Raw genomic sequence first — 13,424 nt, 5'->3', positions numbered from 1 at the left:
CAAATTTCATTAAATAATAGATTCAGGTAAATATTATGACTACGCAAAACACAACAATTGATTTTTCAAAATTTGCAGATTTAAGCCCATTTGAATTAAAAGATAAACTTATTGAAGTGGCACAAACTGTTCCTGACCGCGCTTTATTAGATGCTGGTCGTGGTAACCCTAACTTTCTAGCGACACTACCTCGTAAAGCGTTTATTCGTTTGGGTGAATTTGCAGTATTGGAAGCTGAGCGCACTTACTCATACCTAGATGGTGGTTTCGGTGGCATCCCAGATGGTGTGGGCATTGTTGAGCGCTTCGACACGTTTGCAAGCAACAACAAACAAGACCAAGGCGTGCAGTTCTTAGAAAAGTCGCTGAGCTACGCAAAAGACCGTTTGGGTTTAGAGAAACAAGCATTCTTGAATGAACTGGTTAACGCATACCTTGCATGTAACTACCCAGTGCCACCACGCATGTTGACGAACATTGAAACCGTTGTGAAGCAATACATTGCAGAAGAGATGTACGGCCCAATGCCAATGACAACAGACTTCGATTTGTTTGCAACTGAAGGCGGCACAGCGTCTATGACGTACACCTTATTATAAGACTATAAATTAATGCACATTAAGGTGATTACTATATCTAAAATGTGTCTTCTGTTGACATGAAAAAAATGCCTATAACGTTATAACTGGTTCAATAAATCTAAACATCTCCTATGCATTTATGACACCATGAACTACAGTTACTGTGTGAATGTATTTTCGCCTCGAGCAGGAACTTTGGCTTAGAACCAGTTGAGTAATCTAATTGAAGATAATGGTATTGCTTATGTTGCTGTCAGAACTGATAAAAACATTTACAGGATTAAAACGGCTATTCCTTGCTTTTCTGGAACTAGCTCTCTTGTTAGACCGACACTTCAACACGGATACGACTTATATGGTTTGCAAAATGAAGCATTTGATTCTTTTACCCACTCCGAAGAAATTGTTTCTCTACTGAGTTCCGTTTAGTCCGCTATTCACAAAATCCATTCCCAACAATTGCGAGATAGTTGAGTTATGTTCTTAAAGCAGTGTTTCAAACAATCTGTTCAACTAAATACTTGTGGGAATAGCACTAAATCGAAGGTGTTTACTAATGTGATCGCTCTTGATTCTAACATGAAGGTAATGCCGATACTTACATTGTATCTACGAAAATCTTTAATTAAAGATAAATTGTCTTCGGCTACTGTTTCAAAGCAGTTCGATATTATTAAATTATTTGTAAAGCATCGTGTAGAAGTTGCCGAAGAAGCGATTTTGAATGAGGAACAGATTCTAGTTCTTAGTTCTGAGTTCGAAATTAGAAAATACTTAGATTATAAAACCAATGTCAAAGGTCTTAGCTCCGTAACAGTTTCAAATTATGATGCTCAATTGAGGCGATTTTATGCGTTCTTATATACCAATAATTTTATAATAACCGATCCTTATGTTAATGGTCCCCTTGCAGTAAAGAGAAAGTCGAATATTGTAGATTCCTGTTCATTTGATGAATTGTTCGAGCTGATATCTGCTACTAAAAATGAACGAGAGCGAGCGCTACTTCAATTTATCTACGATTCTGGGTTACGTGTATCAGAAGTGCCAAGAGTAACACTTGAAGATATCCAGCAGTGTACCGAACGCACATACGAAAGCATTAAAAAGTCATCAGACAACTTTGCTGCTAGTGATTATGTTCCTTTGAGTGTTCGTGGCTCTAAGAGTCGTGAACAAGGCGGATGGAAGTACAGGACAACAAGAATAAGTCTTCCTACTTTAAATCGCATAAAAAAGTACCATTCTTCACCTTTGTATAAACGGAATATTCGTTCATTCAAGGGAATAGCCAGTATCCCCGCGTTTCTTGATTCGGAAGGAAGGCCTTTGACTAAAAGCGGCATTTCCAAGTTATTTGAACGACTGTCCAAACGCGCTAGAGCTAAAGGTACACTCAATCGAATGATTACTCCACATAAGCTTAGACATGGCTTTGCTTATGCTGTTTTGCAATCTAACGATGACAACACACAGTACCTCGATCGACTAGTACAAGTTCAACTGATGTTAGGCCATACCTCACTTAAAACCACTCAGGATGCCTATACCAGTATACCTATGGAAATATATCGAGAAATGGTTGACGACAACGGAGAATCGATTACAAGAGCAATGATGATGGAAAGACTTTGCAAGAAGACCCAACTAAAAATCAAAGTGCAGGACAAGAAATAATATTATGGTTCTATTCGTTCGTGATACGATCACTAGGCCCAATACAACCCAAGGGAGCTCTAGCCAGAAAGCTTTGGCAGAGAAATGGGCTGTAGATGTGCTCTCATGGTCGAAGGAGCGCCTTCTTGAAATACCATTAAGTAGGGCAGAAAAAGGTGTACCAGGCATTATCCCATATGCTTCGCATTGTTTGAGGATATCAGTCGCAAGTTTATCGAGGTGGAAATATTTTTTCAGACCAATACAGCAAAAAATGATTGAAACTGGCTGCTATTTCCCTGAGTTTTCAATTTATGCCAACGAATACAATAGACGGCTAGTACTATTCTTACGGGATTGTGATTCGTCACAGTATCCTCACGAAACACCATTCCAAACAAAGCTGAAAATTAAAGAAGATGCTGGCATACCAAGGTACTTACAAAAAGGGCAAGAGCCCTTGTCAATAGAACTTTAGATGAATATTTTTCTCAGCTTCAGCAACATGCTGGTGTTGAGGGAAAGGACAATTCGAGTCGACGTGAACAAGCTGAGATTTCAAAGGAAACACGAAAAAAAAATAAGTTACTAAACACACTAAGAGGTATTGCTGTCACACATTCTGATGATTTAGTTACAGCCACGAAAGCCGAGCCTTACTTACCATTCAAACATCTTTTCTATCATGGAACAATTAACACCAGTTATGGTCGAGCTGAGTTCGAAACATATATTGAGCCCTACTTAGGCTATATCGGAATAAATAGCAGTTCTTCGCTCCATGATGTTTTCCACACATACTCATTAACAAGATTTAAGAAGTTTCAGGAAGAGAATGTTATTTCCAAGAAATTCTCAACCAGAGCTGCGAACGCTGCAATATCAGCATTTCGTTTATTTTTAAATAGGTTTTCCGTTCTTCAAGATCAGCGAGAGTTTAAGTTCATAGATGTTATCGGCTTTAAAAATGTCAGAGCCACAGAGCAAAGAACTCCGTTTAGCATCAATTCTAGGTATGACTTGATTGAATGCATAGACTCAACATTGAATGACATTGATTCAAAGACATTAGTAGTGTCAGAAGATAAATATAAAGAGGTTGACCCTTTTTATCACCCGTTACTTAACTGCATCATTGAACACATGGGAGGTTGTTATGCTTTGAGGGATAAAGATTCAAGTGATAAATTTTCAATTGAGTGTGCCAAACTTGCTCGGACTAGAGCCAAAGATGAAAATTGGTACGGCAATAGCCTAAGACAGGATGCATTACATTCAATTGGCATTATTCCGGAAATTGATAGTTATTTGATGTATGTGTTTATGATGAAACTGGCTGCAGTGACCGGAATGAATAGAGAGGCAATCGTTGATCTCGAGATAGATGACTTTGTATGGAATCACCCAGCAACCGGAAAGCCCTGTATTCGCTATTGGAAAGTCAGATCATTAGGTCAAAAAAGGCTTCACTTAGACCTGATTGATGCAGAAATACAGTGGATGACAATTAAACAGGGTCAAGAAGTCCGATGGATCTTTGATAAAGTTACGAAACTCACAGAACCTTTTCGAAAATATGCATCAGAATCTAATATCAACAGATTATTCATATTTAGGCACAAGAGTCGAAAAATAATCTCAATCCGTAGCTTTCGTGATGAGCGTAGTTTTGACAATGCGTCAGCTGTTCGGTTTGTGAAAAATCACAACCTTAGGGATGACAACGGCGATTTTCTGGAAGTTAATATATCAAAATTTAGAGCTACATTTGTTTCCGAACACATAGAGGCCGGTGTATCAATTCGAGAGATGCAGCTGTTATTAGGTCACCGTTCAATTACAACCACAATTGATTATCTTGATCGAATGGACTTTGATCGCTTTGCTAGAAAAAAGGTCAATGAAGCCCTAAAGAAAATTCATTCAAAATGTATAACGTCCCCAAAAAAGGCCAATAAACATACTGATAAAAACAAGCCGGAAGAGATACCTATTACCACAGTAAGTACGGGATTAGTTGCCTGTGTCAACGTAATGGACCCACCAGAGTTTATTCGTAACTTACCAAACTATGTGGAAGGGCAACCATGCTCGCTATTCAATAAATGTCTTGTTTGTGATAACTGCTTAATTACGAGGGATCACCTTCCTATGCTGTTTGCACAACAACGAGAATTTTTGAACTTATTGAACAATTCAAAAATTCTAAATACTCCGTACCATAGTGTCATTAAACAGAACACTGCTTTGTTAAATGAAGTATTGGGAGAGAATTCAGATTTTGATATTGATATCCGAAAAGAAGCAGAACTACTGTCACTCCATATAGAGCTTTCAAATGGAGCACTAATGTAAATGAATGAATTAAATGTTGAATTACTCATCAACGCGAAGCTATTCAAATACCCGATAGTTAAGATAATCCAACAACACAGTATCAATGAATTAACCGATGTAGAGGATAACCTAGTTGACTCTCTCCGAGTTTACATTGCTTTACTTGAAACTAAAGTGTCTAAAATATCTGTGTTTGGATCCAATGAATGGGACTTTTGTCACGAGAACCCAAAGTCTTTGTTTGCAAGTCATAATTATCGAATTGATTTTTCATGTTATAAATGTGTCCCAGAAACCATCTTGTTTGAAATGAAGTGCATAGCATTCTATTGGCTATTAGTTGGCAAGATAGGCACATCAAGTAAGAAAAAGCATAAGACAATCACTGTTCTAGAAACTATCAAACGAACATTAGCCTTTTTCGATAAGGTGTTTGACTATCTACGGTGCGAATATGGAACTGAGTTTATAGTTCAAAAAAAGGCACTCTTGAGCGATATAGATAAAAGCGATATTAAGCAAGCTTTGCTAAATAGGTCTGTAAAAAAGAGTTCTACTGTTAATGATTTTCTATCAAATAAACTGCATGATCCCATGCTAGTTAAGGATGTCCTTGGTAAGCCTTTTCTATTGTTTTGCGAAAGTGAATACAATTGGACTGGTACCAAACATAAACCAAACAATTTAGATATTTTACCAAATAGTGTGTTTGAGGAGTGTGTAACTAGCGCATCTCTATTAATTTATGATTTTCTGTCAAAATTTAATCTACCGATAAATGATAGTGTTATACAGCAACGCTTTAGTCTACTCTCAGCTTTACATAGTCCTTCAATATACGGCCAAATAAAAGCGTGTCATATAAACGCATATCGAGTTTATAGATTAACCAATGCTGGTTACGACGAACCATTCATTCGTAAATACGAAGTACCAGACGACATTATCCAAGAAAATGGTAGGTTATTTTCGATCAGAATGCAGGATAGACGCTATTGGTATAGTGATTTAGAGTCATTACCAAATCGGAGAAAGATTAAACAGTATATTCATGTAATTCAAGGCGCAGCGTTATTCCTATTTCTTGCTTTCACCGGTATGCGAACATCTGAATTAAAGTTTATCAAGCTTAACAATTGGGAGTTCACAACTGGCATTAAAGATGGCCGTATAATTAGTGACATCCCTCAGATAGCAACCAGAGTGTCTAAAGGTCAGGATGAAACTCATGGCTTATTCCATGATAAATGGGTATTGATCCCAGCTGTTGTTGATGCACTAGCTTGCTTGGAATTTCTTTCTACGATATCTCAGAATGATTATATTTATTCAGCACTTAATAAAACAATTAGGAACTACGAGTCTGATACTGGGACACCAACAAATCGTAATTTTTATGAACTAGTAGCGGCATTTATTACGCCAATAACAGAACTAAAACCGACAATTCAAACAATGCGTGATACGCTAGCATACCAGATGTTTCGGATAGACCTTGGACTACCATTCATTTCCTACCAGTTAAAACACCTTGTTGATTTTGTTGATAAGGAAACATCTTTAGGTTCGGTTGCTGATGTTACTCTTGGGTACGGTGGTATAGGCCAGATTCTTACTAAAAATGGCCGTATTCGCCAGAAAGTCGAAAGAGAGAAGGTTGAATCTAATTATGACCCCGATGGCATTTACTATGGTGGGAAAGGAGCAGAACACATAAGCCGAATGCAGACATTGTTCCAAGGCTATATCGAAGAAGGTCACACAAAAGATGAAGTGTTTGCAGCTCTTGCCGAACAAGGTGTTGGGTTAATCGATGTGGGCGGTGCTCTTTGTTATGGTGATAGAACAGAGGAATTTGACCCAACCCTTCCGTGTGTTGGTTCCTTGAGATGTAATCCTGTTCGTTGCAAAAATGCTGTAATTTCAAAAACTCATTTACCAAGATGGAAAGAAATTTATCTTAGTAACAAGTCCTCACTTGATAATGGAACCGCTGATGATAACAAAGATGCTGTTGTTGAAGCAATGCAAGAAGCAGAAGAAGTAATCAAGTTCATTCAATCAAATGGTGACGATAATGACTAATGCATTCGATAAAGCAAATCAGCAAGAGTTTGATGAGAACACAAAGGTCATTAATGCAGCTCTCTTTAAGATTGAATCTAATCCAGATCTAAAACCAACTATCGCTCAATTAGTGAAATTAACTGGCCTGCATAGAAACACTATTTCAAATCGAGGTTGGCCCAGTTCAAAACTAAATGCTATCAAAGGTGACCGACATGAGAAAAAACTGAAATCAAAAGAAAATGTAAAACAACAAGATGTAAGTGTTCAGCTGGATCAAGCACTTGATGAGTTGTTGTATTGGCATCATCTTGCATCAGAGCAAGAAGAAGAGATCTCCAATCTAAGAAGGCAGTTATCATTAAAATCTGAATCAATGGAATTTTATAAGTCTGAAACCAGTTCTCTACGTTTTAAAATCAAAGCATTTGTCGATGAGAATAGTCGATTAAAGTCATTGCTTAATTCACTATAAACGGCGTTTAATTTCAAGTTCATAGCTTCAGTGGCTAATCATGGTGCAACCGGTTAAAGATTGGAAAGCAACTTTTATTCAAGGCCATTTGTTATCTCTAGTTACGCGAGCCTTAAGGTTTTGAATTAGCTTGACAGCATAGTCTAACACCTCAGGACTTTGCTCATTTTTTACTGCAAGAGGTACGGCTTTCAGACGAAGATCGACTTTGTTTCTTTCATTACCTTGTGGTAATGAAGAAGCCCACATACCTATATCGTATCTCGCCCTTTCTCTGTTAGGTATAGACAAACTGCCTAATGAAATGCAGCTTTAATGTGCTCATCTTAATCCACAAAAAGTGGATGATTGATGAGATAATTTGCATTTTTTGTGAGGAAAACTCTTATACGTGTTTCCTTTTAACTCTAAAGCCCTAGTTGCCGAAAAAGTCTATGATTTAAATGCTTATCTTACGCTCAATACAAATGAAACGTAATCAGATATTTTCCTGTTGGTTACTTTTATTAGATTGAATGACGGGGGTTGCTCTATCTTAGGACTACAATTTTTAGCAAAAAATGGCCAATGATTAGTCATTCAAGAGTTAACAGTATTTCAATGAATAGAACCGGTTCTAGTAATAAGTGATGGTTGCTATCAATTAAAAAAGAACCAGTAAGACTAATCTTCTTCGGTTTCTGTTACCTTAAATCTCTCGAACAAGCGATATGTACATGTAAGGGACAGTAAAGTATTTCTGTGCTTTGATATGAGAAGCACGATTTTGTGATCATTTAAGCTTTGCTCAGCTAGCGATCTGACAAAGACGGCGAGCTAATGACGATTTCCACTGATTTTTAAAACATATCTCATATTCCAATAAATGCCTCAATAACTCGTTCTCTAAACTGTCCTAATGTTAGTGATTGATGAAGTAGGCTGTGCTTGCTCCCAACTATTTCTCCTTTATCGCTATTCCAATACATCTCCCCATCACTTCTAATGGTACTAGATGGGAGTGATAGATCATTTGGAGGCGTCTGATTTAGCATCTCTTCGTTGACATTTTTCTGCATAACATATAAGCAAGACTCAGGAATATCCTGTTCAATTCTCTCAGAAAACTTCATCAAACTTTCTTCTGCAAAGGTGTATAACCAAGCTTCTTGGTTATTGCTTTCTGTGATCCTAAGGATACGCCCTAATATCTGACGAAAGTGCAATTCAGTACGAACACTACTTAAATGACAGCAGACTTGAAGCCTTGGTATGTCGGTTCCTTCACTGATCATGCCAATACTGATAATCCAGGGAGAATAACCACTTTTGAATTGCTCAATAATACTTTGAGCGTCTGGGTCATGGTAGGAGACCATCACACTATGTTGCTTTAATTGCTCGTGCAGAATTGCCTCTATTTGTTTCGCATGTGATACGGATGTGGCAACGATAAGTCCGGCAGCATTGTTGTTTGTTTCTCTAATTGAGTAGAGTTTTTCTACTGAAAGTTGGAGAATATGAGTTAAAGCATCTTTATCTTGTAAGATACTGGAGTAACTGATCTTTTGCTCTTTAAATAGGGCCTGAATCGATGAATAGGACTTATTCTGTTCTGAGCTGATAAATTGTAACCGTTCATTATCCACTAATACTAGTTTCGGCTTTCGACACACTTTTTCTGAGATAGCCTGCCTTAAAGTGTATTGGTAATCACAGATGATCTTTCCTTCCGGATCGCTGTAAGAACTCAGTGATATAGGTAGGCAATCTGTACGCCAGGGAGTTCCCGTAAGTGCTAAAGTATACGTAGCTGCTTTCTGAACCTTCAAAATTACCTGCTCTCCCCAGGCATTAGCTTCAGCTAGTGTTTCGCCGGAACAATGGTGAATTTCATCGAATATTGCTAATACTCGGTGTTTTGAGATAGCTGTCCAAAACGACTCATCTAGGTATTGGATGGCTTGATACGTCAGTGAAGTCCCTAATGAGCCAAGCGTGCCATTAAATGGGCATTGTAATATACTCGAGAAGGTTACGGTAAATCCGCTAGCAACGTTTACTGATGGAGAAAAACACATGATTAAGTCAATCATATTTGCATCTAGTAATTGCTTGCTAACATGAGCTGCCATTAGCGTTTTGCCTGCTCCGGGAGTAGCTTGAACGAGAAAATGCTTACTACCAGATGTATATTTTTCAATTGCTTGTTTTATACACTCTTGTTGCCATGCTCTCAGCATTAACTCTCCTCCGTTTGGAGTAATTCTATCGTTTTTGTTAAAGCTGTAACCTGCCCAGTTATAATTGCAGAGCGCTGTGCTGATTCTTGATGCAGCCTTCGTACTTTTTCCTGTGTTTGAGGAAATTGCGTCATAATCGAACGATATTCGTCCATTTCAGCAATTGATATTGCAAGCTCTCCATTTAACTGGCTCCTTATTTTGTTTAATTCATCCAAGTAAAAGGGTGGTTTGGTTGTAATTGTAGTATCAGCTTTGCCCCGTTTTTGCTGATCATTGACCGTAGCTTTGAACTCTTCAAATCGATGGGTTTTGTGAAAAACTTTGTTTCGGAAGCTTCCTTGAGCTGTTAGTAACCCTTGTTTAACCATAGCGTTGAGTTGTTTGGATACGAATATACGCACATAATCTTTACTCTTCTCTTGCATGGTTGTCGCTAATAGAACATCTCTAATATTGGGAATTTTAAATTCATCAGCATCAGACTTATTAAGAAAATCAATGATATCGTGGTGAATGGTAAAGACTTTCGACACGTATAAACTCTCGGTATTCAATTGTGGAGGGCAAAAAAACAATTGCGGATTATAGTCCGTGGTAATGGACGCATCAAGAATGGATAGTCTTTCTTTTTAATGTACGATTGAAATGAAAGACTTAGCGAAAAAATTCGGTGATAATGTTCGTTCTATTCGAAAAGATAGAGGTATTTCTCAGGATAAGTTAGCCTTAACTGCCGACATTGACCGCAGCTATGTAGGACGTATCGAGCGTGGTGAAGTGAATATTACCCTCGAAAAAGCATATAAAATAGCTCAAGTACTTAGCTGCGATATTCGTGATTTACTACCTTAGAGTTCATTAGTTTCGTGAGTGCTACAGATCTAATCTTAATGGTTAATGTAATGTCGGAATAACATAGTAGACTTGTATAAAGGCTTACTAACATCACAAAATACATCCTGGCAATCGTTGAAAGAACCAAGAAAAAATACAACTCATAAGTTTTATACTGCTTGTACTGTCAATCGATGGCGTTTCAACCTGAGAAGTTCGCATCTTTTAACACATAACATCATGTAGTGTTTAAAGAACAACACGCAAATGAAAACGATAACTTATTTCATTTGCGTGCGCTGATATTAATGATCATTTTTCAGGTAGTTAGACTTAATGTTCTAATTATTAAAGTTGACACTTTTGTAGATTAATATATTTGTTTTTAAATGATTTTAAAGTCTGATAATTGTGTTAGGTTATTTAAAGTTTGGTTGATTTTAAGTATTGGAATATTCCGAATGGTTATATTTAGATATATACCTTAACTTTTCAGTTCTACCCATTTCTGGGTATTTGGGGTTGTCTTAAGTGGCTTTATCTGGAGACCTTTGTAAGGTGAGTGCCTTTATATATATTGTTGGCTCATTTAACCACAATAAATGCATTGATATATAACCACTCTAATTTTGTTGTCTTTAAATAAAAATATATTTTAATCTTGATTATTTTTATTTGCCTTCTAGTCTTTATGTATTAATAACATAATATTATAAATTTTTAGTTTAGAGCGAGCGTTAATTGATAAACCCGCCTTTATAAAGGTTATTAGCTTACTCAACTAAAGGCTAGGAAGGATTATTGAAAGCAATGAATGCAATTAAAAAGGTATGTCTATTTATTGGCACCATCGCTTTATCTGCTTGCACCAGTAAAGGAAGCCTATTAGTAGGTGAAGAGCCCGTACAGCCTAAGGGAGGTGAATCAGTCTCCCAAGTTGTCTTCTCGTATGCCAGTTCAATTGAAGAACAGTCAGAAGCCATAGTCATTTTTGCTAATGGTGCCGTTATGGCTGGGTTACAGCCCTCACAGCACGTTGTTTTACCTGTTTGTAATGGTAATCAGTCATTCCAAGTCACGAGAGGTGGAATGCTGGAGGCTGTTAATGTAGATGTTACAGGCAGTTTAGTTCAACACATCAAGTTTTTACCTTACTCCGCACCTTCGGGTATACGCTACGAACAAACAAACATTTCCTATTTAGACGATAGTGTCGCTAACGCTAGCTCTAGGAGCTTCTTAGTTCCTCGCCACGATTTAGATTGTAGTATCGATCAACCGATTGAGTTCAATCTCAGCTCGGAATCATTTTTTGAGTTTGGGGGCGCGCAGCTTATGGATGTTGTTCAAGGTGACGAGTTGCAGAAGCTAGTCGACTTTATTGATAACCATAAAAACAAGGGTTTAAAGGTCACTGTCTCTGGCTATACCGATCATATAGGTGAAAGAAACTTTAATCAGAAGCTTTCTGAAGAACGTGCTCAAACTGTGGCTGATTACATTATCAGCCGTGGCTACGATGGGCCGATACGCGCTTTTGGTTTCGGTTCTAGTGAGCCTATCGTTAAGTGCTCGACTAAGCTTGCTCGCAAGGAATTGATTCGTTGCTTGCAGCCTAATCGTCGTGTCACGGTTCGGATCTGGCAGAGCAAGAAATGAATCACCACACTTGGCATTAATCAGTAAGAAATGCCTTAAATCATCCGTTGTTTTTACTCATTCATCGTAAGGGGTAGGAACAGGTTTACGTGACAACCTATGTACAAAACTAGGTCATCAAAAACATTTAACTAATCAATAATTTGGCAGGTATTGTGTTATGGATAATCAGTACGAAATCATCGTTCGTGATGGCGATCAGATTGTTGAACGCTATGATGTGGCGGCTAACAATGGTAGTACTTCTATAGGGGTACAAAATAATGTTCTTTACGAAGTGGTTGAACCAAGTACGGGTGTAGCCCCACAACAAGTTTTGTTTAAACGAATTGATGACTCGTTAGAAATCCGTTTGGGTGGCACGCCAGCCAATGCTCCAGCTAATTTAATACTCGAAGGCTACTTTCAACTAGATAACCCTCCTAAATTTGTTGGCTTAGCGGAAGACGGACAATACTACTACTTCGTTCCACAATCTGGATTAACGGAAGATCTTCTAGAAAGCTTAGAAGAAGATGAAGTTGTTTTTCAAAGTTTAGGCTATGACACGGTCGAAGAACAAACAGTTTGGTGGCCGATGATCTTGGGTGGCGTTGCTCTGGTGGGACTCGGAGCTGCCGCGATAGGAGGGGGGAGCAATGGAAGTAGCAATAATGATGAACAACCTGCTGTTGAAGATACTGAAGCTCCTAATGTTGGTTTTAGTGACTTGGCGACTAATGATAGTACACCTGCCTTAAGTGGTACTGTAAACGATGCTACAGCATCGATTGTTGTTACGATTAATGGGGTTGATTACCCAGCTATAAATAATGGTGATGGTACTTGGAGCTTGCTGGATAATACCTTACCCGAGCTTGCAGAAGGAGAGTACGCTGTAAAAATAACCGCGACAGATCCAGCTGGTAACAGCAGCACAGTATCCGGCAGCTTGGTCATAGATCTAACAGCTCCTGATACCCCAACGATAAACCCTAGTGATGGTAGTGACTTAAGCGGCAACGCTGAACCTGGCAGCCTAATTCAGATAGATGTCAACGGTGATGGTAAAACTGATTATACTACTGTTACTGATGATTCAGGGTCTTGGAGTATTACTTTTGAGCCTGCGTTAGAGAATGGATCAGAAGTCAAAGTAACAGCCACTGATAAAGCTGGCAACGAAAGTGGGCCTAGTGTATCGACGATTGACGCTCAGGGGCCTAACATACAAGTAAACGATGTGCTGACTAATGACACAACACCAGAATTAGGTGGCACCATTGATGATCCCACGGCGACTATTATTGTTAGCTTGAACGATGAGCAATACGTTGCAACTAATAATGGTGATGGGACTTGGATACTAGCAGACAATACTTTACCGTCGCTAGCTGATAACAGCTACACCGTTACGGTGACCGCCACCGATGAAGTCGGCAATCAAGGGACTGCCACAGGGGTTGTGGTTATTGATACAAATGCACCTACTGTACCTGCTGCGCCCTCAACCCCAGAATTAAACCCTACTAATGGCTCAGAGATCAGCGGCACGGCAGAAGCCGGCAGTGAAGTGCAGGTGGATGTGGATGGGGATGGCATTTCCGATTA

General features: G+C 38.5%; 9 protein-coding genes and 1 pseudogene. 8 read left to right on the top strand and 2 right to left on the bottom strand.

The window, feature by feature from the left end; translation table 11 throughout:
* Positions 1–35 precede the first annotated feature (35 nt).
* The 5 genes and pseudogenes from R7Q46_RS22920 to R7Q46_RS22900 form a co-directional block, all read left to right on the top strand.
* Positions 36–590, top strand: a pseudogene (locus tag R7Q46_RS22920) (bifunctional aspartate transaminase/aspartate 4-decarboxylase); the annotation flags it as partial.
* A gap of 549 nt (positions 591–1,139) precedes the next feature.
* Positions 1,140–2,258, top strand: coding sequence for a tyrosine-type recombinase/integrase (locus R7Q46_RS22915; protein WP_161781350.1), 1,119 nt, complete (start codon positions 1,140–1,142; stop codon positions 2,256–2,258).
* A gap of 1,053 nt (positions 2,259–3,311) precedes the next feature.
* Positions 3,312–4,592 (top strand): site-specific integrase, encoded by a 1,281-nt coding sequence (locus R7Q46_RS22910; RefSeq protein ID WP_318077805.1) that lies wholly within the window; start codon positions 3,312–3,314, stop codon positions 4,590–4,592.
* The gene (locus tag R7Q46_RS22905; RefSeq protein ID WP_180208725.1) at positions 4,593–6,659 is read left to right on the top strand and encodes a site-specific integrase; all 2,067 of its coding nucleotides are present in this window, start codon (positions 4,593–4,595) and stop codon (positions 6,657–6,659) included.
* Positions 6,652–7,116, top strand: a complete 465-nt coding sequence (locus R7Q46_RS22900; protein WP_180208724.1) for a hypothetical protein — start codon at positions 6,652–6,654, stop codon at positions 7,114–7,116. Before R7Q46_RS22905 ends, R7Q46_RS22900 begins: the two co-directional genes overlap by 8 nt.
* 851 nt (positions 7,117–7,967) lie before the next feature.
* On the opposite strand, the gene R7Q46_RS22895 is transcribed toward R7Q46_RS22900, so the two are convergent.
* Together R7Q46_RS22895 and R7Q46_RS22890 are read right to left on the bottom strand one after the other, a co-directional pair.
* Positions 7,968–9,338, bottom strand: coding sequence for a DEAD/DEAH box helicase (locus R7Q46_RS22895; RefSeq protein WP_180208723.1), 1,371 nt, complete (start codon positions 9,336–9,338; stop codon positions 7,968–7,970).
* Positions 9,338–9,874 (bottom strand): hypothetical protein, encoded by a 537-nt coding sequence (locus tag R7Q46_RS22890; RefSeq protein ID WP_235213044.1) that lies wholly within the window; start codon positions 9,872–9,874, stop codon positions 9,338–9,340. Before R7Q46_RS22890 ends, R7Q46_RS22895 begins: the two co-directional genes overlap by 1 nt.
* Before the next feature lie 112 nt (positions 9,875–9,986).
* Here R7Q46_RS22890 and R7Q46_RS22885 point away from each other — a divergent pair, with 112 nt between their 5' ends.
* From R7Q46_RS22885 to R7Q46_RS22875, 3 genes are all read left to right on the top strand, one after another.
* Positions 9,987–10,193, top strand: a complete 207-nt coding sequence (locus R7Q46_RS22885; protein WP_154204496.1) for a helix-turn-helix domain-containing protein — start codon at positions 9,987–9,989, stop codon at positions 10,191–10,193.
* Positions 10,194–10,985: 792 nt separating this feature from the next.
* Entirely contained in the window at positions 10,986–11,834 is an 849-nt protein-coding gene (locus tag R7Q46_RS22880; RefSeq protein WP_218955752.1) for an OmpA family protein, read from the top strand.
* 160 nt (positions 11,835–11,994) lie between these two features.
* Positions 11,995–13,424, top strand: a 1,430-nt coding sequence (locus R7Q46_RS22875; RefSeq protein WP_318077804.1) for an Ig-like domain-containing protein, incomplete at its 3' end; no start/stop codon positions are given.

This window comes from Vibrio sp. 811 (assembly GCF_033339195.1).
The sequence above is the reverse complement of the archived record's forward strand: the minus strand, read 5'-3'. Positions and strand labels throughout refer to the sequence as shown.